Origin of the sequence: Actinomadura sp. KC216, from assembly GCF_004348535.1 — a bacterium.
In the GTDB taxonomy this organism is placed as follows: domain Bacteria; phylum Actinomycetota; class Actinomycetes; order Streptosporangiales; family Streptosporangiaceae; genus Spirillospora.
Window position 1 is genome coordinate 1 of record NZ_SMJX01000003.1, and the last position, 26831, is coordinate 26831.

Here is a 26831-nt window from a genome sequence, read left to right on the forward strand (position 1 = left end):
GCCGCCACCACATTGAGCACCCCGCCGATCACCGGCGCCATCGCCACCACCGTCTGCATGACCCCTCGTTCCCGTTCCGTACCGGACGAACGGGCTCATGCTGACCCGGCTTCTTCGACCGTGGCCGTGCGCCGCTGTGACCTGTCGCGTGCGCTTCTTAGATCCCATCTCCGACCTGGACGTACGGCGGAGGAAAGCGCACGCGGGCGCATGCCGGGCGTCACACGATGGCGTGGCCGTGGTCGGCAGCGAGCGACGTGAGATCCGGCTCCCCGTAGTGCTCGCGCATCGCCTGGAAATCCGCGATCTTCCGCTCACCGAACCGCCGCGCGCGGACGATGTAGGAGTCGGCGGTGACGAAGGTCGGCGGATCGGTCTTGCTGTGAAACCTGTCCGCGTACGCCACGAGCCGCTCCTCGGCGGACTCGGCGAGGTAGTCGCCGGCGGGTATCGGGAGCTGTTGCCGCTCGATGTCGTCCCGCGCCAGCCCGGTGTGGCGGGAGCAGAACCGGCAGATCGGCTCGGGAAAGCCCTCGGCGTGCAGCAGCTCATGACCCAGCAGGCCGTGCTTGACGTAATTCTTGTGGTCGAGGGTTCCGGCCGCGTCGTAGAGCCGGTAGACGCCGATGTCGTGCAGTAGGCACCCTGCCCGGACGAGGTCCTTGTCCACATCGAACCCGCCGCCGTCCATGACCTGTTCGGCGATCTCGCAGACGATCGCGCAATGCGTCCAGACCAGCTCAAGGGCTTCCGCAGTCGGCGCATACCGCTCATGCAACGCCCGGATCTCGTCGTCCGTGGGAATCCTCATTTGCGTGAGCCTACGCTCTAGGGAGCCTTTGCATGGCCCGCGCGACCATCTCGTCCAATGGCAAGCAATTCACACCTAGCCATCTCAATCGCTCCGCAACCTGCTCAACGCTCATGTCGGTTTCGCGCGCAATCAACATCAGGAGCTGCAACGACACCGGTTTCATCGTCTCAAGCCAGGAAGGCTCGCAATTACTCAGAAGGTCGAGATCGTTCGGCCCCACAGATTCCGGGAGGTCACTCGGGAGAGAGAACCGGCAGGCCGCGAGCCAGTCACCCGCCTCCCGCAATCCAAATCCGCGTTCGGCCGCGCACATCGTCACATGCGCACGGGACAGCGGAACGCCGGGCGCCTGTTTTCGGATATCATTCCGCAATTGAAGGGAGAGATCGGCAAGGCTGACACGTTCGGCGGAATCCAGCACCTCACAGGTCGGCACACCGAAGCCGTATTCTTCGAGTCGGGCGGCGATCGAACCTGGATCCTTATCCATCTCGGCGCTGAGAATCATGAGCCAGTGCAGCGGGACCTCCTCCCCGGCGGACAATGACGGCGGCCAGCCATTCCCATCACGGCTGAGCAAGCGCAGGTCGCCGTCGTGGACCCGGTCCGGGACTCGCCCCGGTATCGGAACGCCATAGCCCGCCAGCCGCGCGGCCACCTCCGAAAGAGGAAGATCAAGCTCTAGAGCGGCGCGGACGAGATGAGCCGGCGGAAGCGGCGCGGTGGTATCGAAACGGCCGCGTTCCTCTCCCCCGAGCATCCAGTGGAACAGTTGCCGATCCTCTGCGGAAGGGTGCGCCGGCAACGCGAGAGGGTCGACGCGGAAGCCGTAATCGATCAGCCTTGCGCAGACATCCGGAACCGGCAGGTCCAGCTCTCGCGCGCATTTGACCAAATGACTCGCCGGGATCGAAGAGCCATCGGCAATCGGATAACCCCGGCCGTCCCAGAACAGCAACTTCAGGTCGGCTGACCGCGGCGCGAGGTCCGGTGGAGCCTCCGTCGGCGCGGGAAAGCCATAGCGTTCAAGCCGCTGCCGCAATTCTGGAACACCGACGCCGTGTTCCAGCGCGATGGCGACGAGGTGGCCGAGGGGAACGATCTCATTTCGCCTCCACCACGGCGGACTGCCGTCGCCTTCGACACTGAGCAGTGCAAGGTCCAGGCCGGATGCATGGCCATCGTCGGGAAAACGATCCGGGTCGATTTCATGGACACCCAGGTCTACCGCACGGCGTGCGACGTCCCGTGGCCGGGCGCCGGTCAGGAGGGCCATCGAGACCACATGCCCCGGGCAGCACCGCACGTCTTCAAAGCCCCAGGTGATTTCTCCAAGAAACTCCGGAACGTATCCATAGGGAATGGTCCCGAACAGCAGGGTGTCGGAGGGCCGCGCGCGGCGAACCGGTCCGGGGTCACCGATGCCGAGTTCGGCCAGTCGCGGGCGCAGTCGATGAGAGGCCATGCGCCAGAGCAGCACATGATCCGGAACGTCACCGTCGAAACTCTGCCGCCAGAACCTTCCCCCATCGGACTCGATACGAGTACGTGCTCGCGTGGCGCTGTGGTCAGCGTTCATGACCAGCGTGGAGTCCTGGAGGAAGCAGCCGACATCCGCGACGTCCAACGCGTCCTCGCCCATCGCGATGGACGCACCGGACTCGGCGGCCGCCTCACTGATGAGGTCCCCGAGTCTCGGGTTCGTCGCCGTGACGTCGCTGAGCCAGCGCACATCCAGCAGGTGGTTCCCTGCCGAGATCAGTTCGCCGACCGCCGACGAGAGCAGTTCCTCCGTCATGCTGGAAACGTCGGAAAGAACTCGCCTGCGGTCCACAGAAAGCCGTTCGGGCGCATGGCTGCCGACGAGATTGACGACCACGCCGCGCAGCGTCCCGTCTTCCGGTCCGGCGAATACTCCACGGTGGACGGCGGGCTGAACGTGGATACCGTCGACCAGGAGGCCCCCACCCTTCTCGCACCACACGACCTGGCCCGCCACGTCGCCCTTCCCCGCCACGAGCTTGCCGTGCGCGTCGAGGCCGCCGCCCTCCTCCCAGCCCGGGCGCGCACGGCGCTGCAGTTCGCCCGGCCTCCAGATTTCGTCCTGCGAGTCATGCTCGGCCACCGTGCGGAATTCGGCGATGCCCAGGACGCGGCGCAATTCATCGACGCAGGACGGAGCTTCCTCGTTCTCGCGGAGATAGAGCTTCACCGAGGTCCCCGGGGAACGGTCGGCGGCGAGGTGTTCGATGCGGAACAGGTGGCCCGGGCCGAAGATCGAGACCTTCAGGGTGGGGTGTGGGCGGTGGCCGCGGTCCAGCGGCCGGGTCACGACCTCGATCTCGTCGGCGATCATGAAGTAGCTGAGGACGCCGATGCCGAAGCGGCTGTTCGCGTGGAACGGTATGGGCGGGTCGGCGTTCTTCCAGTCGGCCGACTCGACCAGGAATTCCGTGGTGTCGGTGAAGCGGGTGCCCGCCTGGGCGAAGACGTCGGTGAGGACGGACTCCGTCATGCCGATGCCGTTGTCGCGGCATTCGAGGTAGGCGCGGCCGTTCTCGTCCACCCCTTGGGTGAAGTGGATGCGGCCTTCCCAGTCGTCCAGCCAGTCGGCCCGGCTGCGGTAGGCGTGACGGGCGCGGCGGTATCGGCAGGCGTCGAGGGCGTTCTGGTACAGCTCGCGAATGGCCAGCCCGCGATCCTGGTAGAGCTGCTCTCCCATCAGCAGGTCTTGGACGCGGCGTTCGTCCAGCCGGAATCGGCTGACGCGCTGGAAGAGCAGGCGTCCGTCATCGTCGGTACCCGGCCTGACATCGTCGGCGGACGCGCGGGCGGGCAACCGCGTGAGCACCTGCATCGTGGCATGGTCCCCGCAGCCCTGCCTGATCGTGTGCAGAAGGGCGTCCACCTGGCTCGCGTATTGGCGCAGACCTTCGAGTTCCGCGGGGTGATGACAGTCCGCGCGCAGCACCAGGCAGTCCGACTGGAGCACCCATCTCGCTCCGCCCATCACCGTTTCCCGCAGCCCGGCGAGATCGACCGGATCAGGAATTCCCAGGTGGCGGACCACGATGTCCGGCAGCCGGGCCAGGTCGAGCGTGAGGGCGTAGGCGACCGTGAGGATCTGACCGATCAGCAGTTCCCGGACGTGCTGCTCATGCGGTTCGCCAACGAAGAGGATCGTCTCGAACTGCGGCGCGTTCTTCCGGTCCGTGTCGCCGAGTTCGGAGAGGTCGCGGTGCAGCGCGGCGAGGAACCGCTGGACGGCCTTGGCGTCCAGCACCTCGTCCCGCACGCGATCGTCCGCGATCTCCGCCTCGTTCAGCAGTTCGCGCACGGCCCCCAGCGCGTAGGCCTGCGGGAATCGGGCCGCCCAGCGGTGGAACAGCCACCAGCCGATCTCTTCGGCCGCCGAGTCGCGATCCGGGAGGCTCCGGGCCTGTGCGCGGTCCACCAGCTCCCGTTGGCCGCCGAGGAATGCCTCGAACTCGCGACGGCGTGGGCCGTCGCCCACCTCAGTGCTGAGGTGGAGCGGGTCGATCTCGCAGAATGCGGCAAGCGTCCTGGCCATGTGCGTGTGGTGCACCAGCGGTACCAGGACCAGCAACGCAGCCTCGGCCGGGGACAGATCGCACAGCGACTCCGCGAACCGGGTGCGCAGAAGCCAATCCGTCCTCTTGCCGAACCGGGTGGCGAGTTCCGCGTCGAACCAAGGGTCCTCCGCCAGGGCCGCCTCGGCCCCCTCGCTCAGGACGCCCAGCCGCCCGGCGATGCCGGTCGCCGCGTCCTTGAAGGCGGAGGCGTCGCGTTGCGGGTCGACCAGCGTCCACGCGAAGTGTCCTGTGACGTGGGCTGCCCAGGGATGCGGCTCCGGCTTGGCGGGCGGGGCCAGCGCGTACAGGCGGACGGCGGCGCGGGCGTCGTCCTCTCCCCCGCCGAGAGCCCGGACCAGGTCCCGGAGCTGCCGTTCGTCGGTGGGACGGCCCAATCCTCGAAGGAGGTCGTTGACGCGCGTGCGCGACTTCAAATGCATCTTGTCCGCGATGGCCTGGAGGCTCTTCCGGCCGTTGTCGAGGTAGACCGTTTCGAGGAGTTCGAGCAGTTGCCGGTAAGGCCCGTTCTCAGGCCACGCCTTCCGGTCGATGCGATGCCCACCCGCCACGTCCGCCTCCCGTCGCCCTTAAAACGTATCTACACGGCCCTTGCGCATGTCGGTCATTTGTCGAGCTTGAGGCCGGGAAGCGCGACCCGTATCGCGGTCTCGGCCGCATCCTTCCCCTCGTTGGGCGCAAGCCGGGGGTTTAGGGCGGGCTGTCCGGCAAGGAACGTCCGGGATGGGACGGGCCTCACGGGAAGCGGGGCCACCCGAGGGAAGGGGGCAGGGTCATGGGGAAGAAGGGCGAGCCCGCGGAGCACGAGCCGGGCGCGAGTTCGGGGCTTGAGGACCGGCCGCACGAGCGGGTCGTCCCGGGGACGGACAGCGCCGCCGAAGGCTACGAGTCGGACGCCGAGAGCGGCACCCGGGAAGGCGATCCGATCGCCGGGGTCGAGCGGGACGCGGACGAGTCGTGACCTACGACCGGGTCGCGGTGATCACGGGCGCCGACTCGGGGATCGGGAAGGCGACGGCGGTGGCGCTGGCCGGGAAGGGGTTCGATGTCGGGATCACCTACCGGACCGACCGCGAGGGGGCCGAGGGGACGGCGGCGGAGGTCGCGGAGGCGGGACGGCGGGCGGCCGTCCGGCGGGGTGCTGGTCAACAACGCCGGGACGGGGAGCATGCGGTCCCTCCTCGACATGGAGTTCGGGGAATGGCGCGAGGTCCTCTCGGTCGACCTGGACGGCGCGTTCCTGTGCGCCCAGCGGGCCGCCCGCCGGATGATCCGCAGGGGCGAGGGCGGACGCATCGTCAACGTGACGAGCGTGCACGAGGAGTACCCGCGGGTCGGGGCCGGGCCGTACTGCGCCGCGAAGGGCGGCCTGAAGATGCTGGCCCGGACGCTGGCCCTGGAGCTGTCCGAGCACGGGATCACGGTGAACACGGTGGCGCCCGGGGAGATCGCGACGCCGATGACAGGGCAGCACGACCAGCCGCCAGAGCCGGACAGCCGGGCCGGGTATCCGCTGGCCCGTCCCGGCCACGCCCGGGAGGTCGCCGAGGCGATCGCGTTCCTCGCCGGGCCGGAGGCGTCCTACGTCACCGGGGCCTCCCTGTTCGTCGACGGCGGGCTCGGCCTCATGGGCCCGCAGGCCGCCGGAGCCCTGGAGTCGTCCGGCTGGCGGGAGGGCTGAGGCGCCCTCCGGCTCAGGAGGGGACTTCGGTGCGGTCGGGGGTGGACCAGAGGGTGTGGTAGGTGCCTTCCCGATCTGTGCGGCGGTAGGTGTGGGCGCCGAAATAGTCGCGCTGGCCCTGGGTCAGGGCTGCCGGGAGGCGCGGGGCGCGGAGCGAGTCGTAGTAGGCGAGGGCGGTGGAGAAGCCGGGGACCGGGATGCCGAGCTTGGCGGCGATGGCGACGACCTCGCGCCAGGCGTCCTGGGCGTCGCCCACCGCCTCGGTGAAGTGGGGGTCGGTCAGGAGGGTCGGGGTCTCCGGGTCGGCCTCGTAGGCGGCGCGGATGCGGTCGAGGAAGCGGGCGCGGATGATGCAGCCGCCGCGCCAGATGGTGGCCATGGCGCCGAGGTCGATGTTCCAGCCGTATTCGGTGCTACCCGCCTGGATCTGGTGGAAGCCCTGGGCATAGGCGACGATCTTGGACGCGTACAGGGCCTTCTCCACGGCGTCGGGGAGGCCGACCGAGGCGAAGGCGTCGTTGCGGGACGGGCCCGGGAGGTTCTGGGCGGCTTCGCGTAGGGGGGCGTGGCCGGAGACGGAGCGGGCGAAGACCGCTTCGGCTATGCCGCCTACCGGGACGCCCAGGTCGAGGGCCGTCTGGACGGTCCAGCGGCCGGTGCCCTTCTGGTCGGCCTGGTCGAGGACGACGTCCACGAACGGGCGCCCGGTGGCGGCGTCGGTGTGCGCGAGGACCTCGGCGGTGATCTCGATGAGGTAGGACTCCAGGCGGCCGGTGTTCCAGGTGCGGAAGACCTCGGCGATCTCCGCGGGGGCGAGGCCGGCGGCGCGGCGGAGGAGGTCGTAGGACTCGGCGATCAGCTGCATGTCGGCGTACTCGATGCCGTTGTGCACCATTTTCACGAAGTGCCCGGCGCCGTCGGGGCCGACATGGGTGCAGCACGGCGTGCCGTCCACCTCGGCGGATATGTCCTCCAGGAGGGGGCCGAGGGCCTCGTAGGACTCGGCGGAGCCGCCGGGCATGATGCTCGGGCCGTGCAGGGCGCCCTCCTCGCCGCCGGAGATGCCGGTGCCGACGAAGTGGACGCCGCGTTCGCGGAGGGCCGACTCGCGGCGGCGGGTGTCGGCGAAGTTGGCGTTGCCGCCGTCGACGATCATGTCGCCAGGGTCGAGGAGCGGCGCGAACTCGCCGATGACGGCGTCGGTCGGGGCGCCGGCCTTCACCATGATCACCAGGCGGCGCGGGCGTTCGAGGGACGCGACGAACTGCTCCGGCGTGTCGGCCGGGAGGAAGGCGCCCTCGTGGCCGAACTCGTCCACCAGAGCCTTCGTCCGTGCGGAAGTGCGGTTGTGGACGGCGACGCGATGTCCGTGTCGGGCCAGGTTGCGGCCCATCACCGCGAGCCCCGTGACTCCGATACGCGCCGTTTCCATTGGATCGCTCCTCCTCGTGTGCCACCCTGATCAAGGGGTTGTACGCGGGTCCTTGGTCCCCCGTTCGAGCGCCGGCGAACGCATGCCCGCGCAGGCTGCGGGAACGGGACGCGCGGTGCCGATCTCTTCGATGGTGACATTCTCCAGGGGGTGCGAATGCTGGGACTGCCGGACGATGCGGCGGCGTGTCTCTTCGATCTCGACGGGGTGCTGACCAGGACGGCGGCCGTGCACGCCGCCGCCTGGAAGGAGATGTTCGACGGCTACCTGCGCGAGCGGGCACGGCGCGACGGCGGGCCCTTCACCGAGTTCGACCCGGTCAAGGACTACGGCCGGTACGTCGACGGCAAGAAGCGCGAGGACGGGACGCGCTCGTTCCTGCGGTCGCGCGGCATCGAGCTGCCGGAGGGCGACCCCGACGATCCGCCCGAGAACGAGACGGTCCGGGGGCTCGGCAACCGCAAGAACGCGCTCGTCCTGAAGCTGATCGAGGAGAAGGGCGTCGAGACGTTCGACGGGTCGATCGACTACGTGCGGGCGGCGCGCGCGGCGGGGCTGAAGACGGCGGTGGTGTCGTCCAGCGCCAACACCGTGCAGGTGCTGCGGACGGTCGGCATCACCGACCTGTTCGACGCGCGGGTGGACGGTGTGATCGCCGCGGAGCGGAACCTGCCGGGCAAGCCCGCGCCCGACATGTTCCTCGCGGGGGCCGAGGAGGTGGGCGTCCCGGCCAAGCGGGCGGTGGTGTTCGAGGACGCGCTCGCGGGCGTCGAGGCGGGACGGGCCGGCGGGTTCGCCTACGTTGTGGGTGTGAACCGGGTGGACGGCGCGCACGCCCAGGCCCTCGCCGAGCACGGCGCCGACATCGTGGTGTCCGACCTGTCCGAATTGATGGAGGGCAAGTGACTGACCGGGAAGGGCTGAACACGGCCGATCGGCCCGTGTTCACGGTGGAGCCCTGGTGCGTGCGGGAGCCGGAGCTGCGGCTGGACCGGCTGGCGCAGACCGAGTCGGTGTTCGCGCTGTCCAACGGGCATGTCGGGATGCGCGGCAACCTCGACGAGGGCGAGCCGCACGGGCTGCCGGGCACGTATCTGAACTCGTTCTACGAGCAGCGCCCGCTGCCGCACGCCGAGACGGCCTACGGGTATCCGGAGTCGGGGCAGACGGTCATCAACGTCACCAACGGCAAGGTGATCCGGCTGCTGGTGGACGACGAGCCGCTGGACGTGCGGTACGGGCGCGTCCTGCATCACGAGCGGAACCTGGACATGCGGGCGGGCACGCTGACCCGGCATGTGGAGTGGACGTCCCCCGCCGACAAGACGATCAAGGTGACCTCGGTCCGGATCGTGTCGCTGACGCAGCGGGCCGTCGCGGCGGTCTGCTACGAGGTCGAGCCGGTGGACGAGGCCGTCCGGGTGGTCGCGCAGTCGGAGCTGGTCGCCAACGAGGCGCTGCCCGGCGGCGGGAAGGACCCGCGCGAGTCCGCGATCCTGGAGAGCCCGCTGGTCAGCGAGGAGCACGTCGCCAACGGCACGAAGGTCCTGCTGCTGCACCGGACGCGGCGGAGCGGGCTGCGGATGGCGGCGGGCATGGCGCACAACATCGAGGGCCCGGAGTCGATGGCGATCGACACCGAGAGCTCCAAGGACGTGGGCCGGCTGACGGTCGCGACGCGGCTGGAGCCGGGGCAGCGGCTGCGCATCGTGAAGTACATCGCGTACGGGTGGTCGAGCCGGCGCTCCCGGCCCGCGCTGCACGACCAGGTGGTCGGGGCGCTGGCGGGCGCGCGGCAGACCGGCTGGGACGGGCTCCTCGCCGAGCAGCGCGCCTACCTGGACGAGTTCTGGGAGGGCGCGGACGTCGAGGTCGAGGGCGACGCGGAGATCCAGCAGGCGGTCAGGTTCGGGCTGTTCCACGTCCTCCAGGCGGGGGCGCGCGCGGAGAGCCGCATGATCCCGGCCAAGGGCCTGACAGGCCCCGGCTACGACGGGCACACGTTCTGGGACACCGAGACGTTCGTCATGCCGGTACTGACGTACACGTCGCCGGGCGCGGCGAAGGACGCGCTGGCGTGGCGGCACCGGACGCTGCCGCTGGCGGTGGAGCGCGCGACGCAGCTCGGCCTGGACGGCGCCACCTTCCCGTGGCGGACGATCCGCGGCCACGAATGCTCGGGGTACTGGCCCGCAGGGACGGCCGCGTTCCACATCAACGCCGACATCTCCGACGCCGTCGTCCGGTACGTGGACGCGACGGAGGACGTGCAGTTCGAGCGGGAGATCGGCCTGGACATCCTGGTGCAGACCGCCCGGCTGTGGCGGAGCCTCGGCCACCACGACGTCGGCGGCGTGTTCCGCATCGACGGCGTCACCGGCCCCGACGAGTACAGCGCGATCGTGGACAACAACGTCTACACCAACCTCATGGCGCGCCGGAACCTGCAAGAGGCCGCGGAGATGGCGATGCGCCACCCGGACGTGGCCGACCGGCTGGGCGTGGACGCCGAGGAGGCCGCGTCGTGGCGGGACGCTGCGGCGGCGATGCTGATCCCGTATGACGACCGGCTCGGCGTCCACCCGCAGAGCGAGGGGTTCACCAACCACGCCCGCTGGGACTTCGCCGCCACCAAACCCGACCACTACCCGCTGCTGCTGAACTTCCCGTACTTCGACCTGTACCGCAAGCAGGTCGTGAAGCAGGCCGACCTGGTGCTGGCGCTGCACCTGTGCGGGGAGGCGTTCACGGAGGAGCAGAAGATCCGCGACTTCGCCTACTACGAGGGGCTGACCGTCCGCGACTCGTCGCTCTCGGCGCAGACGCAGGCGGTCGTGGCGGCGGAGGTCGGGCAGCTGGAGCTGGCGCACGACTACCTCGGCGAGACCGCGCTGATGGACCTGCACGACCTGAACCGCAACACCCGCGACGGGCTGCACATCGCCTCGATGGCGGGGGCGTGGAGCGGGCTCGTCGCCGGGTTCGGCGGGATGCGGGCGGGCGGCGGCAGGCTGCGGTTCGCGCCGCGGCTGCCGGGCGGGATCAGCCGGCTGGCGTTCCGGATGCGGTACCGCGGCAGCCTGATCAAGGTCAACGTGGCGGGCGATGCCGCGACCTACGAGCTGCTGGACGGTCCCGGCATCAAGCTGTGGCACCACGGCGAGGAGTTCACGCTCGGGGACGAGCCGGTCGAGCTGCCGATCGAGCAGATCCAGCCGCGTCCGGCGGTGACGCAGCCGGCCGGCCGCGAGCCGATGCCGCGCCGCATCGACCCGCACGGCCGCGACCCGCGCCGCCGCTGACCGGTCAGCCCTGTGACCGCTCACTCTCAGCCCGCGTGACCGCTCACTCAGAGGGGCACGGTTCCGGGCGGCAGGGGTTCGGGGCGTCGCGCCCGCCCGTCTCGCCCGCCGCCGGCGGCGGGGCGGACGTGCCGCCGTGCCGGACGAGGAGCCGGCGCGGCCCGGGCCCCTCGTCGCCGAGCCGGTCGTAGGGGTTGGCGAGGGCGCACTTGCTGATCGACAGGCAGCCGCAGCCGATGCAGTCGGTGAGGTCGTCGCGGAGCCGTTCGAGCTGGCGGATGCGGTCGTCCAGGACGGTCCGCCAGTTCTCCGACAGGCGCGCCCAGTCGTCCACGGTCGGGGTGCGCTCCTCCGGGAGGGTGGCGAGCGCGTCGCGGATGTCGCTGAGCGGGATGCCGACGCGCTGGGAGACCTTGATGAACGACACGCGGCGGAGCGTGTCGCGGGTGAAGCGCCGCTGGTTGCCCGCCGTGCGGCGGCTGCTGATCAGGCCCTTGGACTCGTAGAAGTGCAGCGCCGAGACGGCCACGCCGCTCCGCTCGGCGAGCTGCCCGACGGTCAGTTCGTGCAACCGGTGCTCAAGCCGCGTCATGACCGCATCCTATGTGACCTCAACCGCGGTCGAGGTTTCCGGGGGAGCCCGCAGCGGCCAGAGTGAAGCGCCCGCCCGCCGAGGTCGCCGGCGGGCGGGCGCTTCGTGGCCGTCCGGGCTAGTGCTCCAGGCGGCGGACCAGGTCGTGGTACTCGTCCCACAGCGCCTTCGGCATGTGGTCACCGAACTTCTCGAAGTGCTCGGGGACGAGCGCGGCCTCCTGCTTCCACACCTCGGTGTCGACCGACAGCAGCGTGTCGAGGTCGGCGTCGTCGATGTCGAGGCCCTCGGTGTCGAGCGCGTCCTTGGTCGGCAGGTGCCCGATCGGCGTCTTGACGGCGTCGGCCCGGCCGTTGAGCCGCTCCACGATCCACTTGAGGACGCGGCTGTTCTCGCCGAAGCCCGGCCAGATGAACGTGCCGTCGGCGTTCTTGCGGAACCAGTTGACGTAGTAGATCCGCGGCAGCTTCTCGGCGTTGGTGGCCTTGCCGATGTCGAGCCAGTGTCCGAAGTAGTCGCCCATGTTGTAGCCGCAGAACGGCAGCATGGCGAACGGGTCGCGGCGCAGCTCGCCGACCGTGCCCTCGGCGGCGGCGGTCTTCTCGGACGCGACGTTCGCGCCCAGGAACACGCCCTGCTGCCAGTCGAAGGACTCGGTGACCAGCGGGACCGCGGACGCGCGCCGCCCGCCGAACAGGATCGCGGAGATCGGGACGCCCTTCGGGTCCTCCCACTCGTCGGCGATGATCGGGCACTGCCCGGCCGGGGTGGTGAAGCGGGCGTTCGGGTGGGCCGCCGGGGTCTCCGACTCCGGGGTCCAGTCGTTGCCGCGCCAGTCGGTGAGGTGGGCCGGGGGCTCGTCGGTGAGGCCCTCCCACCACACGTCGCCGTCGTCGGTGAGCGCGACGTTGGTGAAGATGCTGTTGCCCCAGAGCGTCTTCACGGCGTTGGCGTTGGTGCTCGCGCCGGTGCCGGGCGCGACGCCGAAGAACCCGGCCTCCGGGTTGATCGCGTAGAGGCGGCCGTCGTCGCCGAACCGCATCCAGGCGATGTCGTCGCCGATCGTCTCGACCTTCCAGCCCGGGATGGTGGGCTCCAGCATGGCCAGGTTGGTCTTGCCGCACGCGGACGGGAACGCGGCGGCGACGTAGCGGGTCTCGCCCTCCGGCGGCGTGAGCTTGAGGATGAGCATGTGCTCGGCCATCCAGCCCTCGTCGCGCGCCATCGTGGACGCGATCCGCAGCGCGTAGCACTTCTTGCCGAGCAGCGCGTTGCCGCCGTACCCGGACCCGTACGACCAGATCTCCCGCGTCTCGGGGAAGTGCGTGATGTATTTGGTGGAATTGCACGGCCATTTGACGTCGGCTTGACCCGGTTCCAGCGGGGCGCCGACGGAGTGGACGGCCTTGACGAACGAGCCGCGCTCCTCGATCAAACGGAGTGCAGCCGTCCCCATCCGCGTCATGATCCGCATGGACACCGCGACGTAGGCGGAGTCGGTGATCTCCACGCCGAGCTGGGAGATGTTGCCCCCGAGCGGGCCCATGCAGAACGGCACCACGTACATGGTGCGGCCCTTCATGCAGCCGTCGAACAGGCCGCCGAGGGTCGCGCGCATCTCGTCCGGCGCGATCCAGTTGTTGGTGGGACCGGCGTCCTCCTCCTTCTCGGAGCAGATGAACGTGCGGTCCTCGACGCGGGCGACGTCGGTGGGGTCGGACGCCGCGTAGAAGCTGTTCGGCCGTTTGGCGGGGTCGAGCCGCGTGAGCGTGCCCTGCTCGACGAGGACGCCGGTCAGGCGCTCCCATTCCTCGTCCGAGCCGTCGCACCACTCGACGCGGTCGGGCTTCGTCAGCTCGGCGATCCCGCGTACCCACTCAGTCAGTTCGGTGTGGCCGGTAGGGGCCTGGTCGGCCCCGGGGACCTGGTTGGACACGGGCAACTCCTTCAGCTGTTCGCAGGATGTTTGCATGATGAACAAGACCCGCTGTTTTTGCCATTTGGTCTGGACCAATCCCGTCCGCCTTTGGCCGTTCATGCCCGATTTTGTGATAGATATCACCGGTCTGCGGGGATCTTGGGCGGTGCGCCGGGACTGTCCGGCCGGGACGCGCTCAAGCTGGGTAAACGTGGGTTTCGGTGGCCTTCACGGCCGCCCAGATCATGCTGCCCTCGGACAATTCGAGCTCCGCGACGGCCGCCGGAGTCACCTCCGCGACCGCGTCGAAAGGCGGCCCCGCCACCCGCACCCGGACCCGGTCGCCGTGCCGTTCGATCGCGGCGACGCGGGCGCGCCACAGGTTGCGGGGGCTGCCGTCGGGACGCGTCCGGTACAGCGCGACGGCGGACGGAGCGAAGGCCAGGAAGACGTCACCTTCGAGAGAGTCGGCGGTGTCGAGCGTCCCGGCGCCGTCCCCGACCGTCACCGTCCCGCGCTCCGCGCGGCCCCGGTACAGGTTCAGGCCGACCAGCCGCGCGACGTAGTCGGTGCGCGGGCGGCGGGCGACCTCGGCGGGCGTCCCCTCCTGGACGAGCCGTCCGCCCTCGATGACGACGATGCGGTCGGCGAGGACCATCGCGTCCAGCGGGTCGTGGGTGACGAGGACGGCCGCGCCCGCGAACCCGGCGAGATGGCGGCGGAGCGCGGCGCGGACGTCCATCCGGGTGTGGACGTCGAGGGCGGCGAGCGGCTCGTCCAGCAGGAGCAGCCCCGGATCGACGGCCAGCGCCCGGGCGAGCGCCACCCGCTGCGCCTGCCCGCCCGACAGGGCCCGGGGCCGCGCGGACGCGAACTCCGCCAGCCCGACGCGGTCGAGCCATCCGGCGGCCCGGCGGCGGGCGTCGCGGCGGCCCGCGCCCTGGCAGCGGAGCCCGAACGCGATGTTCTCCAGCGCGCTGAGGTGGGGGAACAGCAGGTAGTCCTGGAAGACCATGCCGATGCGGCGCCGGTCGGGCGGCAGCGGGCGCAGGTCGGCGCCGTCCACCCGGATGTGCCCGCCGGACATCGCGACCAGCCCGGCGAGGGCGCGCAGCGCGGTGCTCTTGCCCGCCCCGTTCGGGCCGAGCAGCGCGACCACCTCGCCGGGCGCGGCGGCGAGCGCGAGGTCGAGGTCGAACGCGCCGCGCCGCACCACGAGCCGCGCCTCCAGCCCCCGCCGCCGCCGCATCATGTGCTCATCCAGCGGTCTCTGAGCGCCGCCAGGACGATCACCGACACCGCCAGCAGGACGAGGCTGAGCACGATCGCGGCCTGCGGGTCGGTCTCCAGCGCCAGGTAGACGGCCAGCGGCATCGTCTGCGTCCGGCCCGGGAAGTTCCCCGCGAACGTGATCGTCGCGCCGAACTCGCCGAGCGCCCGCGCCCAGCACAGCACCGCCCCGGCCGCGACGCCGGGCGCGACCAGCGGCAGCGTGACCCGGCGGAAGATCGTCCAGCGGTCCGCGCCGAGGGTGGCGGCGGCCTCCTCGTAGCGCAGGTCGGCGGCGCGCAGCGCGCCCTCCACGCTGATCACCAGGAACGGCATCGCCACGAACGTCTGGGCCAGCACGACCCCGGCGGTGGTGAACGGGAACGTGATCCCGAACGTGTCGTCCAGCCACCCGCCGACCAGCCCGCGCCGCCCGAGGACGAGCAGCAGCGCGACGCCGCCGACCACCGGCGGCAGCACCAGCGGCACGGTCACCAGGGCCCGGACGAGCCGGACGCCCCGGAACGGGACCCGGGCGAGCATCCACGCCAGCGGGACACCGAACAGCAGGCACAGGACGGTCGCGAGCGTCGCGGTGACCAGCGAGAGGCGGAGCGCGTCCAGCACCTGGTCCTGGACGAGGCGGCTGCCGAGCGTGGACCACGGGGCGCGGATGAGCAGCCCGGCGAGCGGCAGCACCAGGAAGGCGAGCCCGGCCAGCGCCGGCACCAGCAGGATCCACGGCGGACGCCCGACCAGCCTGTCGACGTCGGCGCCTGCGTCAGCGTCGGCGGCGGCGTGCTTCACGGTGCCTCGAAACCGGCCCGGTCCAGCGCCGTCCTGCCCTGCGGCCCCAGCACGAGCCGGATGAACTCCTTCGCGAGCGCGCCCTGCGGCGCCTCGGCCACCTCCGCGATCGGATAGTCGTTGACGGCCTGCGCCGCCTCCGGGAACTCGATGCCCCTGACCCTGTCCCCAGCCGCCCTGACGTCGGTGCGGTAGACGAGCCCGGCGTCCGCCTCCCCGAGCCCGACCTTGGTGAGGACGGCCTTGACGTCCTTCTCCCGCGACACCGGCTCGACCTCGGCCCCGGCCGCACCGAGCGCCTTCGCCGCGGCGGCCCCGCACGGCACCTGCGCCGCGCACAGCACGACCTTGAGCCCCGGCCTCGACAGATCGCGCACCGTGGAGACCTTGCCGGGATAGTCCTTGGGGACGGCGATGACCAGGCGGTTCCGGGCGAACACCCGCGGTGCCCCGGACGCGTCACCCGCGTCCGTCACGGTCTGCATCGTGGCGGGGCTCGCGGACGCGAACACGTCCGCCGGGGCGCCCTGCGTGATCTGCTGCGCGAGCGTCGAGCTGCCGCCGAAGTTGAACCTGACCTTCACGCCGGGCCGCCCCCTCTCGAACGTCGCGCCGAGCGCGGTGAACGCCTCGGTGAGCGAGGCCGCGGCGAACACCGTCAGCGTCCCGCCATCGCCGTCGCCGCCGCCCGTCCCGGACGCGCCGTCGCCGACCTCGCCGCAGCCCGCCGCGCCCGTACCGAGCAGGGTGGCGGCGGCCGCGATCGCGATCCACGTGCGCACGGGAACCCCTCCTCAGTCCGGCAGCTCGACGATGACGTTGGTGGACTTCACGACCGCCTCCGCGACCACGCCCACGCGCAGCCCGAGATCGTCGGCGGCCTCGCGGCTCATCAGCGACACGACCCGGAACGGCCCCGCCTGGATCTCCACCTGCGCCATCACCCCGTCGCGGACGACGTCGGTCACGATGCCCCGCATCCGGTTGCGCGCCGAGGAGAACCGCTCGACCTGGTCGGACGTCCCGCGCGCCTGGTCCCGGACGAACGCCGCCAGTTCGGCGCCCGGCACCCGGCGGTGGCCGTGCTCGTCGCGGGACGCGGTGAGCCGCCCGCCGTCCACCCAGCGCCGGACCGTGTCCGCGCTGACCCCGAGCAGCGCCGCCGCCTCACTGATCCTGAACGTCGTCACGCGGCCAAGCCTAACGACCCGCAGTTGCGAGGAGAAGAGCGCGAAACCATGGAGAATGCAAGTCAGGAGTAGGAAAGCCCGTCGCAGTTGCGGGTCACTGCACGTCCAGCAGGACCTCTGTGATCATGCCGAGGCAGGCCCAGTCCACGAGGCGCTCGTGCCTGATCCGGCCGAACGCGGCGATCTCCACGTAGGTGCGCTCGCTGTCGGCCGCGAGGCCGTGCGGGCCTGACGAGCGGAGCCGCGCCAGCTCGTCGCCGGTGACCGCGGCCGAGAACAGGTGCGCCCGGTGCCCGGACATCGTGGCGTTCACCTGCCGCGTCCCGTGCGCGCGCAGCCGCGCCGCGTCCAGGGTCAGGCCGGTCTCCTCCGCGACCTCGGCCAGCGCGACCTCGGCCGGGTCGCCCGCCCCCGAGCCGCCCGGCAGCTCGTGGACGAACCCGTTCACGCACGGGCTCCGGAACTCCCGGACGAGCACGACCTCCGTCTCGTCCAGCGTCTCCCCCGGCCTGTGCAGGACGACGACGGAGATGTCGGGCCGCCCGAAGACGACCTCGTTGTCCTTCACGCGGTCCTCGGCCGCTATGTGCATCCGGACGTGCAGGCCCCAGTGGTTGCCGAACCGGAACACCACCCGCGCGCCGAGCAGGGCGCTGCCCGCCGCGCACTGGCCCGCGTACCACCGCTGCAGGGACTCCTCGCGCCACAGCAGCAGCGGGATCTCCCGCTCCCCGCCCGTCCGGGACGCGCCCGCGCCGATCCGGTCGAGCGCCGCCGCCACCGTCGCCGGGAGGTCGTGCGCCGTCGGCACGCCCGACTTGGCGGCGTAGTGCAGCAGGTAGCGGTTCTTCGGCGCCCGCGGCGGGGCGCCGAACACGGCCCGCCCGCTGTCGTGCCACATCCCCCACTCCACGTTCGTGGTGAACGCGGGCATGGTCGCCAGGTCGCGCGGCACGTAGAAGATCACCTCGTCGGACAGGTGCAGGCAGCGCTCCTCCCACTCGACCTGGCCGACGTAGTCGTCATAGACGCCGTGCCGGTGCTCCGGGACGAACACCACGAGCAGCCCAGGGCCCCGCCAACGTTCGCGCAACGCCGCGACCGCCGCCGGACGCCATGACTCGACCTCGGGCGTCCGGGGCGTCGGGCCGGCGAGGAAGACGGCGGCCTCCCAGCGGCCGGGCGGTTCCTCCTGCGCGTAGACGACCTCGAGGTCGGCACCCATGCGGGCTCCCATCCGGTTCGTTCCTTCCACCCCGCTGTGTGGAGTGGTCTGGTAGGGGTAATGGTGTCCTAAACAAGAATCACACGCCCGGTCAGGAGGATTGATCATGACTGGGACCATGCGCGCTCCACGCTCCCGGGGCGGTCTGAGCGGCACGCTGCTGGTGCTGCTCGGCCTCTGGGGCGGCCTGCTCCCCTTCGTCGGGCCCTATGCCGGGTTCGGCTTCGCCCCGGACGACACCTGGGTGTACGACACCGACCGGCTCCAGCTCGTGATCGCGCCCGCCGTGGCCGTCGCGCTCGGCGGGCTGATCGTGCTCGCCGCCGCCAACCGCGCGTTCGCCATGTTCGGCGCCTGGCTCGCCGCGCTCGGCGGCGCCTGGTTCGTGGTCGGGACGTCCGTCGCCACGCTCTGGGACGTGTCCGGCATCGGCGCCCCGCTCGGCTCGAGCGAGGAGCAGCGGCTCGCCGAGCAGCTGTCCGGGTTCACCGGGCTCGGCGTCGTCGCCGTGTTCCTGGCCGGGCTCGCGCTCGGCCGGTTCGCCGTGATCGGCGTCCGGGAGGCGACTCCGCCGGACGGCACCGGTTCGGCGGGCGCGACCACCACGCAGCCCCTGGTGTACGGGCGGTACGCGCGGGACAACCCTCCGGGGCCCGGTCCTGCGACCGCGCCGCCGGGCGACCGGCGCATCGCCGGTGAATCACGCCAGAATTCGTAGCCGTCCCGCGATCAGCATCGCGACCGCCGGGACCGCCGCCGCTACGGCCGGTGGCGGTCCCGGCGTCGCATGTCGCGGACGGCCTTGGTCGTCTCGTAGCTGCCCCGCTCCTCGTCCAGCCGCACGTCGTCGCGGTCGGTGAACATGCCGACGAAGGCGACCAGCAGGCCGACGCCGCCGATCCACGGCTCGCGCCAGGCGAAGCTGAGCGCCACGCAGACGACGGCACAGGAGATGAGCAGCAAGAGCTTCACACTTCACCCCTCGAACGCATGCGGGTGTCACCCGACTCAACGAGTAATGGAAGACTTACTCGCCGGTCGTAGAGGCATCCTGACACGCCGCGGCCCGCCGGGAAAGATCCCCAGCGGGCCGCGTGCCGGATAATTCCGCTATTTCTTGCCCTTGCCGCGCTTCTCGCGGATCTTCATCGCGATGTCGAGGGGCGTCCCGTCGAACCCGAACTCCTCGCGCAGCCGCCGCTCGATGTAGCGCCGGTACCCCTCCTCCAGGAACCCGGACGTGAACAGCACGAACCGCGGCGGCCGCACGCCCGCCTGCGTCGCGAACAGCACGCGCGGCTGCTTGCCGCCGCGCACCGGATGCGGGTGCGAGCTGACCAGGTCGGCGAAGAACTGGTTGAGCTTGGACGTCGGGACGCGGGTCCCCCACCCGTCCAGGGCCGTCTCGATGGCCGGGACCAGCTTCTCCATGTGCCGCCCGGTCTTGGCGGAGACGTTCACCCGCGGCGCCCAGCGCGCGTGGTGGAGCTGCCGGTCGATCTCCCGCTCCAGGTAGTGGCGGCGCTCCTCGTCCAGCAGGTCCCACTTGTTGTAGGCGATGACCATCGCGCGGCCCGACGCGACGACCATCGAGATGATCCGCAGGTCCTGCTCGGCGAGGGGCTGGTCGGCGTCCACGAGCACGACCGCGACCTCGGCGCGCTCCAGCGCGGACTGGGTGCGCAGCGTCGCGTAGAAGTCGGCGCCCTGGTTCTCGCGGTGCCGCCGCCTGATCCCCGCGGTGTCGATGAACCGCCAGGTCCGGCCGCCGAGCTCGATCAGCTCGTCGACCGGGTCGCGGGTCGTGCCCGCCACCGCGTCCACGACCGCCCGGTTCTCCCCCGCCAGCTGGTTCAGCAGGCTCGACTTGCCGACGTTCGGGCGGCCCAGCAGCGCGATCCGGCGCGGCCCGCCCGTCTCCTCGCCGAAATCCTCCGGCGGCGCCTCCTCCGGCAGCGCGGCCAGCACCGCGTCGAGCAGGTCGCCGCTGCCGCGCCCGTGCAGCGCGCTGACCGGGTGCGGCTCGCCGATGCCGAGCGACCACAGCAGCGCCGCGTCCGCCTCGACGGCGGCGTTGTCGGCCTTGTTGGCGACCAGCACCACCGGCTTGCCGGAGCGGCGCAGGATCTCCACGACGGCCTCGTCCACGTCGGTGGCGCCGACGGTCGCGTCCACCACGAACATCACGACGTCGGCGAGCCCGACCGCGAGGCGGGCCTGCTCGGCGATCGCCGCGGCGAGCCCGGCCGAGTCGGGCAGCCAGCCGCCGGTGTCGACGACGGTGAACCGGCGGCCGCTCCACGACGCGTCGTAGGCGACCCGGTCGCGGGTCACGCCCGGGACGTCCTCCACGACCGCCTCGCGGCGCCCGAGGATCCGGTTGACCAGGGTGGACTTGCCGACGTTCGGCCGCCCGACCACCGCCACGACGGGCGCGGGCCCCTCGTCGGCGGCGACGTCCTCGACGACGTCGACGGTCTCGATCTCGTTATCGCTCACTGTGAATTCCCCGCGGGGGCCGCCAGGCCGCCCGTTCACTCATGCTCTTTGGCGAGGCGGACGACCGCCTCGATGACCTCGGCGAGGCTCAGCTCCGTCGAGTCGATCTCGTACGCGTCGCCCGCCCTGGTGAGCGGCGACGCCTTCCGGGTCGAGTCGAGCCGGTCGCGGCGGGCCTGCTCGGCCTGCGTGACCGTGACCGACGCGCCCGGGTCGGCCGCGAGGTCCTTCGCGCGGCGCGCCGCCCGGATCTCCTCGCTGGCCGTCAGGTACACCTTGACCGGCGCGTCCGGCGCGACGACCGTGCCGATGTCGCGGCCCTCCACCACGATCCCGCCGGACCCGATGATCTCGCGCTGCAGCGCGACCATCCGGGCGCGGACCGCCGGGACGGAGCTGACCGCGCTGACCGCGTTCGTCACAGCGCGGGTGCGGATGGGGGCGGACACGTCCGTCCCGTCCACCGTGATCGTCGGCGCGTCCGGGTCGGTGCCGGACGCGATCGCCGGCTCCCCGGCGCGGGCCTCGACCGCCGCGGCGTCCTCGACCGGCACGCCGTTCTCCAGTAGCCACCACGTCACGGCGCGGTACATGGCGCCCGTGTCCAGGTAGCGGAGCCCGAGCGCGCGGGCGACGCCCTTGGACGCGCTGGACTTGCCCGACCCGGAGGGTCCGTCCATGGCGATGACGAGCGGCACGATCGATCCCTCTCTAGTCCGTCGGGCGCGCTGTGTCCCCCGGCGCGAGCCCCAGCGAACCAGGCTACCGGCCTCGCGGCACCGTCACGTCCCGGCGCTCCCGGCGGTCCCCGTCCCCCCGCTTCCGGCCGGGGACGGGACGGACCAGCCGCGGGCGCGCAGCTCCTCGGCCAGCGCCTCGGCCGACTCCGGCACCACGGCCAGCTCCAGCACGCCGAGCGGGCGGCCCGGCGAGTGCTCGATCGTCACGTCCTCGATGTTGACCTGCGCGATCCCGGCCGCCTGGAAGATCATCGCGAGCTCGCCGGGACGGTCCGGGATGACGACCTGGACGGTCGCGTACGCGGGCTGGTCGCCGCCGTGCTTGCCCGGGATCCGGGACCGGCCCGCGTTCCCGCGCAGCAGCAGGTCGGCCACGTGCGCGGCGGCCTCCTCGCTGCCGTCGCGCAGCAGCGACGCGGCCACGGCCAGGTCGGTCGCGACGGCCTCCAGCACGTCCGCGACGGGCTGGGAGTTCGCCGACAGGATGCCGATCCACAGCCGGGGGTCGCTCGCCGCGATCCGGGTGACGTCCCGGACGCCCTGCCCGGACAGGCCGAGCGCGACGTCGTCCGCGCCGGTGAGCCGGGCGGCGACCGCGGCCGACACCACGTGCGGGCCGTGCGACACGAGCGCGACGGCCCGGTCGTGCTCGGCGGCGTCCACCTCGACGGGCATCGCGCCGCACGCCTGCGCCAGCGCCCGGACCGCGGCCACGGCCTCCGGCCTCGACTGCGGCGCCGCGCACAGCGCCCACGGGCGGCCGAGGAACAGGTCGGCGCGCGCCGCGCCCGGACCGGACCGCTCGCTGCCCGCGAGCGGATGCCCAGCCACGAACGTCGCCAGGTCGCAGCCCAGGTCGGCGGCCTGCGCCAGCGGCAGCGCCTTCACGCTCGCGACATCGGTGTAGGCGGCGGCGAGGCGGCGCTTCTGCGCGTCCAGCAGCGTGACGGCCACCGCCGCGGGCGGCACCGCGAGCACCGCCAGGTCGGCGGGCTCGTCCAGCGGCCCGTCGGGGAGCGGCTCGCCGGCGTCCAGCTCGACCGCCAGCCGCAGCGCGGCCTCGTCCCGGTCGGCCAGCAGCACCTCGGCGCCGCGCTCCCGCATCGCCAGGGCGATCGACGTCCCGATCAGGCCCGTCCCGACGACGACGATCCGCTGCGGCACCACGTCCTCACTCACGCCCACAAACCCTACTGTCGTGACCCCTACTGTGCGATATCGAGGCGGAGCGCCGTCGCGCCGCGCAGGTAGACGTGCTGGACGTCCGCGCGGGGCCGGTCCGTCTCGATGTGCGCCATGAGCCGGATCACCCGGGGCAGCGCGCCCGGCACGCCGATCTCCGTCGCGCACAGCAGCGGCACCTCGTGGAAGCCGAGCTTGCGGGCGGCGAGCGCCGGGAACTCCGCCGTCAGGTCCGGCGTCACCGTGAAGATGACGCTGATCACGTCGTCGGTGCTCAGCTCGTTGCGGGACATCACCTCGGTGACGAGCTCCGTCGTCGCCTCCAGGATCTGCCCCCGCTCGTCGGCGTCGATCTGCGTCGCCCCGCGGACCGCCCGTACCGTCACAGCCTGCTCCCCCTCCTCGGAGTCCGTCCTGCCATCCAGCCCGCGTCCTGCCGCTACAGGTCGACCGCCTTGTACAGGTCGCCGACCTCGTGCACGGACAGCGCCCGCATCGTGCCCGGCTTCAGCGAGCCCAGCTTGATCGGCCCGAACTCTATGCGCGCGAGCTGCTGGACGGGGAACCCGACCTCCTTCAGCAGCCGCCGGACGATGTGCTTGCGCCCCTCGTGCAGCGTGATCTCCACCAGGACGCGCCTGCCGACCTGGTCGAAGATCCGGAACTTGTCGGCCTTGGCGGGGCCGTCCTCCAGCGTCACGCCCGCCCGCAGCCGCTTGCCGAGGTCGCGCGGGATCGGGCCGTGGATCTCCGCCAGGTAGGTCTTCTGCACCCCGTAGGACGGGTGCGTGAGGCGGTGCGACAGCTCCCCGTCGTTGGTGAGCAGGATCAGGCCCTCGGTGTCGGTGTCGAGCCGCCCGACGTGGAACAGCCGCTCGGGCACCTCCACGTAGTCGGCGAGGGACTTGCGGCCCCGCTCGTCCGACATGGTCGACACCACGCCGCGCGGCTTGTTGATCGCGTAGTAGCGCATCTCGGCGCGGGTCTCGACGCGCTTGCCGTCCACGTGGATGACGGCGCGGCGCGGGTCGACGCGCTCGCCGAACCGGAACACCCGCTTCCCGTCGACGGTGACGCGGCCCTCGCCGATCAGTTCCTCGCAGTGGCGGCGGCTGCCGATCCCGGCCTCGGCCAGGACCTTCTGCAGCCGCACGCCCTCGTTCTCGCTCACGTGTCCTCAACTATGTCGTCAGGCAGGTCGTCGGGCAGGTAGGGGGCGAGCTCGGGGAGCTCGTCGAGGTCGCGGAGCCCGAGCCGCTCCAGGAAGTACCCGGTGGTGCGGTACAGGTGCGCCTGGGACTCGGGGTCCTGCCCGGCGTCCTCGATCAGGCCGCGCAGCGTCAGCGTCCGCATGACGCCGTCGCTGTTGACGCCCCGGATCGCCGACACGCGCGCCCGGCTCACCGGCTGCCGGTAGGCGACGACGGCGAGCGTCTCCAGCGCGGCCTGCGTGAGCCGCGCCTGCTGCCCGTCGGTGACGAACCGCTCCACGACGGGCGCGCACGCGTCCCGGGTGTAGAAGCGCCAGCCGCCGGCGACCTCCCTGAGATCGAACCCGCGGCCCTGCTCGGTGTATTCCGCGGCCAGCTCCCGCAGCGTCTCCGCGACCTCGCCGCGCGGGCGCTCCAGCAGCTGCGCGAGGGTCATCTCGGTGACGGGCTCGTCCACCACCAGCAGGATCGCCTCGATGGACGCGCGCAGCCGGGGAAACTCCGGAGGCTCCGCCGGCGTCTCCGGCTCCGGCGTCTCCGGCTCCGGCGTCTCCGGCTCCGGCGTTTCCGGCGCGGCCTCGCCGGGGTCGTCACTCATCGTCCGCCTCGTCCTTCTTCTTCGGGTCTTCGCCGTCCGGCCGGGGTGAGCCCTCGTAGTCGTCGCCGACCTCGACGTCGCCCTCGTCGGCGCCGGTCCACGTGACGCGCAGCTCGCCGAGCGGCTCGTCCTGCTCGAACGCGACGTTCTGCTCCCGGTACAGCTCCAGCAGCGCCAGGAACCGCGCGACGACCTCGTAGGTGCCCTCGGCGTCGGAGGCGAGGACGCGGAACGTCGTCCGGCGGAGCCGCCGGAGCCGCTCCACGACGATCGCGGCCTGCTCCTTGACGCTGGCCTTCGGCTGGTAGATGTGCTCGACGGAGACCGACGGCGGCTCCTTCGGCGTGAACGCCTTGGCGGCGAGCCGGGCGAACTCGTCCGGGCCGAGGCCGAGCAGCACCTCCGGCAGCACGTTCGCGAACCTCGGCTCCATCGGCACGATCCGCGGGAACCGCCGGGACGCCTCGGCGATCCGCGCCGCGATCACCTGCGCGACCTCCTTGTAGGCGCGGTACTGCAGGAGCCGCGCGAACAGCAGGTCGCGGGCGTCCAGGAGGGCGAGGTCGTCCTCGTCGTCGACCTCGCCGGACGGCAGCAGCCGCGCGGCCTTGAGGTCGAGGAGGGTCGCGGCGACCAGCAGGAAGTGGCTGGCCTGGTCGAGGTCCCAGTCCTGGCCGTGCGCGTGGATGTGGGCGATGAAGTCGTCGGTGACCTTGTGCAGCGACACCTCGGTGATGTCGAGCTTGTGCTTGGAGATCAGGCCGAGCAGCAGGTCGAACGGGCCCTCGAAGTTGTCCAGGTGGACGCGGAAGCCGTGCTCCTCCTCGGCCTCGTGCCCCGGCCGGGGCGACGTCTCGTCCACGTCGCTCACGGTAGCGGAGGACGTCTCCTGCACTGTGCTCACCGGCCATATCGTCCCACGCGCGGCGCGTGCTCGCACCACGGCCGGTCACGAGCCGTGACGGCGCGCCGCGGCCCGCTACCTACCGATCAGCCGCCGGACGATGCCCTCCACGTGCGCCTGGGTGAACGTCTCCGGCGGACCGTCGATGGAGACCTCGCTGCCGGTGATGGGCGCGGTCACCTGGGCGGGCGACGACACCAGCGCGCCGCCGACGATCATGCCCATGTTCCCGGCGGGAAGCCGGGACTGGAACGCCTGCGCGGCCTTGCCGGTCAGGGCCGCGAAGCCGGAGGCGTCCCCGGGCGCCAGCGTCAGCGCGACGCTCCAGCCGGCGGCGCCCCGCGCGGGGTCGGGCGGCACCGCCGCTACCTTCTCGAGCCGCCGCACCGTCAGCGCCTCCGGGCCGAACTGGTAGCAGTTGGACTTGTCGGGCGGGGCGAGGGCGCCACCGGTGCAGGGCGGCGGCGACTCCTGCGCGACCAGCCTGAACGTCAGCGGCTCGCGCAGGTCGACGGGCCCGGAGGAGAGCGGCTTGGACGACTCGTCGTCCTCCCCCAGCACCAGGATCGCGACGGCCGTCACGGCGAGGACGGCCACGACCACCGCCGCGACCGCCGCGATCACCACGACGGCAACCGGCCTCGGGCCCCGCCCTTGCGGCGGCGGCTGCGGCGGGATCGGCTGCGGAGGCGGGACGGCCGCGGGCGGGGGCTCGCCGGGGGGCTGGCTCACGTTGTGTCCGTTCGTCAGGAGCGGCGTGTCCGCGCGTCACGAGCGGGGCGGGGCGCCGCCACGGGCCCGCGTAACGGGCTCACGCGACCTCCGCCCACCGGGCGAGCACCTCCCGGGCCAGAGCGCGGTAGGCGTTCGCGCCCATCGAGTTGGGGTCGAAGAACGTGATCGGCTCGCCGGCGACGGTCGCGTCCGGGAACCGCACGGTGCGGTTGATGACGGTGTGGAACACCTGGTCGCCGAACGCCTCGACGATGCGGCCGAGGACCTCCCGCGTGTGCAGGGTCCGCGAGTCGTACATCGTGCCGAGGACGCCGTCGATCACCAGGCTCGGGTTGATCCGGCCCTGCACCTTCTCGATGGTCTCCATCAGCAGCGCCACGCCGCGCATCGCGAAGTACTCGCACTCCAGCGGGATCAGCACGCCCTCGCTGGCGGCCAGCGCGTTGATGGTGAGCAGGCCGAGCGACGGCTGGCAGTCGATGAGGACATAGTCGTAGTGCTCGACGGCCGACTTCAGCGCGCCCTGCAGGATGTACTCGCGGCCGACCTCGTGGACGAGCTGGACCTCCGCGCCGGACAGGTCGATGTTGCTCGGCAGCAGCTCCATCCCGTCGACGCCGGTCTCGATGACGACGTCCTCCCACTCGACGTCGCGTTCGAGCAGCATGTTGTGGACCGTCACGTCCAGCTGGCGCGGGTCGCCCTTGCCGAGGCCGACCGAGAGCGCGCCCTGCGGGTCGAAGTCGACGAGCAGGACACGGCGGCCGAACTCGGCGAGCGCGGCGCCCAGGTTGATCGTCGTGGTGGTCTTGCCGACGCCGCCCTTCTGGTTGCAGACGGCGACGATCCGCGCCGGCCCGTGCTCGTCCAGGGGTTCCGGTTCGGGGAACACCGGCACGGGTCTCTGCGTGGGCCCGAGGGCCCGGCTCGGATCGGTCTCGATGGTGGCGGAGGAAAGGACTCCATCCGCACCGTTAGTGCTGGTCACCAGATCCCTCCCCGGCGGCCCGGAAATGCCATCCAGAACGGGGACTCTAGGCCCGTACCTCCCCGGTCTCAAGCCGACGCGCGCCGATCGTCGCGATTTGTCAGCTCCTCGGCGCGCGGCTTGTCAGGTTCGG

General features: G+C 71.7%; 25 protein-coding genes and 1 pseudogene. 6 read left to right on the top strand and 20 right to left on the bottom strand.

What is annotated here, in order from left to right:
* Positions 1 to 220: 220 nt before the first annotated feature.
* Positions 221 to 811 carry an HD domain-containing protein gene (locus tag E1264_RS00720; RefSeq protein ID WP_132168452.1) on the bottom strand — a complete coding sequence of 197 codons (591 nt, stop codon included), beginning with the start codon at positions 809 to 811 and terminating at the stop codon, positions 221 to 223.
* Positions 812 to 821: 10 nt separating this feature from the next.
* Complete coding sequence (locus E1264_RS00725) at positions 822 to 4976, bottom strand: hypothetical protein (protein ID WP_132168454.1); 4155 nt, start codon at positions 4974 to 4976, stop codon at positions 822 to 824.
* A gap of 224 nt (positions 4977 to 5200) precedes the next feature.
* On the opposite strand from E1264_RS00725, the gene E1264_RS00730 reads away from it, so the two are divergent.
* The 3 genes and pseudogenes from E1264_RS00730 (at position 5201) to E1264_RS00735 (ending at position 6106) form a co-directional block, all read left to right on the top strand.
* Entirely contained in the window at positions 5201 to 5386 is a 186-nt protein-coding gene (locus E1264_RS00730; protein WP_132168456.1) for a hypothetical protein, read from the top strand.
* A gap of 59 nt (positions 5387 to 5445) precedes the next feature.
* A pseudogene (locus E1264_RS45810) lies at positions 5446 to 5499 on the top strand (hypothetical protein); the annotation flags it as partial.
* Between the two features lie 112 nt (positions 5500 to 5611).
* The gene (locus tag E1264_RS00735; protein WP_279489415.1) at positions 5612 to 6106 is read left to right on the top strand and encodes an SDR family oxidoreductase; all 495 of its coding nucleotides are present in this window, start codon (positions 5612 to 5614) and stop codon (positions 6104 to 6106) included.
* A 13-nt stretch (positions 6107 to 6119) separates the two neighbouring features.
* Here E1264_RS00735 and gndA read toward each other — a convergent pair whose 3' ends face one another.
* The gene (gndA, locus tag E1264_RS00740; protein ID WP_132168458.1) at positions 6120 to 7538 is read right to left on the bottom strand and encodes an NADP-dependent phosphogluconate dehydrogenase; all 1419 of its coding nucleotides are present in this window, start codon (positions 7536 to 7538) and stop codon (positions 6120 to 6122) included.
* 156 nt (positions 7539 to 7694) lie between these two features.
* Between gndA and E1264_RS00745 the strand changes: the two genes are divergently transcribed.
* Both E1264_RS00745 and E1264_RS00750 read left to right on the top strand, forming a co-directional pair.
* Positions 7695 to 8444 (top strand): beta-phosphoglucomutase family hydrolase, encoded by a 750-nt coding sequence (locus E1264_RS00745; RefSeq protein ID WP_132168560.1) that lies wholly within the window; start codon positions 7695 to 7697, stop codon positions 8442 to 8444.
* Positions 8441 to 10840, top strand: coding sequence for a glycosyl hydrolase family 65 protein (locus E1264_RS00750; protein WP_243710676.1), 2400 nt, complete (start codon positions 8441 to 8443; stop codon positions 10838 to 10840). Before E1264_RS00745 ends, E1264_RS00750 begins: the two co-directional genes overlap by 4 nt.
* Positions 10841 to 10883: 43 nt before the next feature.
* On the opposite strand, the gene soxR is transcribed toward E1264_RS00750, so the two are convergent.
* The 7 genes from soxR to E1264_RS00785 all read right to left on the bottom strand — a co-directional run bounded on the left by soxR (position 10884) and on the right by E1264_RS00785 (position 17841).
* Positions 10884 to 11432: a redox-sensitive transcriptional activator SoxR gene (gene soxR / locus E1264_RS00755; protein ID WP_132168460.1), complete on the bottom strand. Its 549-nt coding sequence runs from the start codon at positions 11430 to 11432 to the stop codon at positions 10884 to 10886.
* A gap of 118 nt (positions 11433 to 11550) precedes the next feature.
* Complete coding sequence (locus tag E1264_RS00760; protein ID WP_243710677.1) at positions 11551 to 13368, bottom strand: phosphoenolpyruvate carboxykinase (GTP); 1818 nt, start codon at positions 13366 to 13368, stop codon at positions 11551 to 11553.
* A 178-nt stretch (positions 13369 to 13546) separates the two neighbouring features.
* The gene (locus E1264_RS00765) at positions 13547 to 14602 is read right to left on the bottom strand and encodes an ABC transporter ATP-binding protein (RefSeq protein WP_207935639.1); all 1056 of its coding nucleotides are present in this window, start codon (positions 14600 to 14602) and stop codon (positions 13547 to 13549) included.
* Positions 14599 to 15426 (bottom strand): ABC transporter permease, encoded by an 828-nt coding sequence (locus E1264_RS00770; RefSeq protein ID WP_132168464.1) that lies wholly within the window; start codon positions 15424 to 15426, stop codon positions 14599 to 14601. Before E1264_RS00770 ends, E1264_RS00765 begins: the two co-directional genes overlap by 4 nt.
* The gene (gene modA, locus E1264_RS00775) at positions 15423 to 16208 is read right to left on the bottom strand and encodes a molybdate ABC transporter substrate-binding protein (protein WP_132168466.1); all 786 of its coding nucleotides are present in this window, start codon (positions 16206 to 16208) and stop codon (positions 15423 to 15425) included. The genes E1264_RS00770 and modA overlap by 4 nt, the downstream gene beginning before the upstream one ends.
* 12 nt (positions 16209 to 16220) lie before the next feature.
* Positions 16221 to 16616 carry a TOBE domain-containing protein gene (locus E1264_RS00780; RefSeq protein WP_132168468.1) on the bottom strand — a complete coding sequence of 132 codons (396 nt, stop codon included), beginning with the start codon at positions 16614 to 16616 and terminating at the stop codon, positions 16221 to 16223.
* A 94-nt stretch (positions 16617 to 16710) separates the two neighbouring features.
* Positions 16711 to 17841, bottom strand: coding sequence for a nucleoside 2-deoxyribosyltransferase domain-containing protein (locus E1264_RS00785; protein WP_132168470.1), 1131 nt, complete (start codon positions 17839 to 17841; stop codon positions 16711 to 16713).
* Between the two features lie 106 nt (positions 17842 to 17947).
* Here E1264_RS00785 and E1264_RS00790 point away from each other — a divergent pair, with 106 nt between their 5' ends.
* On the top strand, positions 17948 to 18559 hold the full coding sequence (locus E1264_RS00790) for a hypothetical protein (protein ID WP_132168472.1): 612 nt from the start codon (positions 17948 to 17950) through the stop codon (positions 18557 to 18559).
* 41 nt (positions 18560 to 18600) lie between these two features.
* Here the strand turns inward: E1264_RS00790 and E1264_RS00795 are convergent, their stop codons facing one another.
* The 10 genes from E1264_RS00795 to E1264_RS00840 all read right to left on the bottom strand — a co-directional run bounded on the left by E1264_RS00795 (position 18601) and on the right by E1264_RS00840 (position 26653).
* Positions 18601 to 18813 carry a hypothetical protein gene (locus E1264_RS00795; protein WP_132168474.1) on the bottom strand — a complete coding sequence of 71 codons (213 nt, stop codon included), beginning with the start codon at positions 18811 to 18813 and terminating at the stop codon, positions 18601 to 18603.
* A 138-nt stretch (positions 18814 to 18951) separates the two neighbouring features.
* A complete protein-coding gene (gene der, locus E1264_RS00800; protein WP_207935644.1) occupies positions 18952 to 20325 on the bottom strand; it encodes a ribosome biogenesis GTPase Der in 1374 nt (457 codons plus the stop codon).
* A 50-nt stretch (positions 20326 to 20375) separates the two neighbouring features.
* A complete protein-coding gene (gene cmk, locus E1264_RS00805) occupies positions 20376 to 21038 on the bottom strand; it encodes a (d)CMP kinase (RefSeq protein ID WP_243710678.1) in 663 nt (220 codons plus the stop codon).
* A gap of 84 nt (positions 21039 to 21122) precedes the next feature.
* Positions 21123 to 22259 carry a prephenate dehydrogenase gene (locus E1264_RS00810; RefSeq protein WP_243710679.1) on the bottom strand — a complete coding sequence of 379 codons (1137 nt, stop codon included), beginning with the start codon at positions 22257 to 22259 and terminating at the stop codon, positions 21123 to 21125.
* Between the two features lie 26 nt (positions 22260 to 22285).
* Positions 22286 to 22648: a chorismate mutase gene (gene aroH, locus E1264_RS00815; RefSeq protein ID WP_132168478.1), complete on the bottom strand. Its 363-nt coding sequence runs from the start codon at positions 22646 to 22648 to the stop codon at positions 22286 to 22288.
* Positions 22649 to 22701: 53 nt separating this feature from the next.
* Complete coding sequence (locus E1264_RS00820) at positions 22702 to 23433, bottom strand: pseudouridine synthase (protein WP_132168480.1); 732 nt, start codon at positions 23431 to 23433, stop codon at positions 22702 to 22704.
* Entirely contained in the window at positions 23430 to 24071 is a 642-nt protein-coding gene (scpB, locus tag E1264_RS00825; RefSeq protein ID WP_132168482.1) for an SMC-Scp complex subunit ScpB, read from the bottom strand. The genes E1264_RS00820 and scpB overlap by 4 nt, the downstream gene beginning before the upstream one ends.
* Positions 24064 to 24933 (bottom strand): segregation/condensation protein A, encoded by an 870-nt coding sequence (locus E1264_RS00830; RefSeq protein ID WP_132168570.1) that lies wholly within the window; start codon positions 24931 to 24933, stop codon positions 24064 to 24066. The genes scpB and E1264_RS00830 overlap by 8 nt, the downstream gene beginning before the upstream one ends.
* Positions 24934 to 25050: 117 nt before the next feature.
* Entirely contained in the window at positions 25051 to 25707 is a 657-nt protein-coding gene (locus tag E1264_RS00835; protein ID WP_132168484.1) for a hypothetical protein, read from the bottom strand.
* 79 nt (positions 25708 to 25786) lie between these two features.
* A complete protein-coding gene (locus E1264_RS00840) occupies positions 25787 to 26653 on the bottom strand; it encodes a ParA family protein (protein WP_347813354.1) in 867 nt (288 codons plus the stop codon).
* Positions 26654 to 26831 lie beyond the last annotated feature (178 nt).

Bases quoted from the DNA above. Each gene is read 5' to 3' on its own strand.
- E1264_RS00720 (WP_132168452.1), bottom strand. From the start codon at position 811: ATGAGGATTCCCACGGACGACGAGATCCGGGCGTTGCATGAGCGGTAT.
- E1264_RS00730 (WP_132168456.1), top strand. From the start codon at position 5,201: ATGGGGAAGAAGGGCGAGCCCGCGGAGCACGAGCCGGGCGCGAGTTCG.
- E1264_RS00735 (WP_279489415.1), top strand. From the start codon at position 5,612: ATGGAGTTCGGGGAATGGCGCGAGGTCCTCTCGGTCGACCTGGACGGC.
- gndA (WP_132168458.1), bottom strand. From the start codon at position 7,538: ATGGAAACGGCGCGTATCGGAGTCACGGGGCTCGCGGTGATGGGCCGC.
- E1264_RS00745 (WP_132168560.1), top strand. From the start codon at position 7,695: ATGCTGGGACTGCCGGACGATGCGGCGGCGTGTCTCTTCGATCTCGAC.
- soxR (WP_132168460.1), bottom strand. From the start codon at position 11,432: ATGACGCGGCTTGAGCACCGGTTGCACGAACTGACCGTCGGGCAGCTC.
- E1264_RS00765 (WP_207935639.1), bottom strand. From the start codon at position 14,602: ATGATGCGGCGGCGGCGGGGGCTGGAGGCGCGGCTCGTGGTGCGGCGC.
- E1264_RS00785 (WP_132168470.1), bottom strand. From the start codon at position 17,841: ATGGGTGCCGACCTCGAGGTCGTCTACGCGCAGGAGGAACCGCCCGGC.
- E1264_RS00790 (WP_132168472.1), top strand. From the start codon at position 17,948: ATGACTGGGACCATGCGCGCTCCACGCTCCCGGGGCGGTCTGAGCGGC.
- scpB (WP_132168482.1), bottom strand. From the start codon at position 24,071: ATGAGTGACGACCCCGGCGAGGCCGCGCCGGAAACGCCGGAGCCGGAG.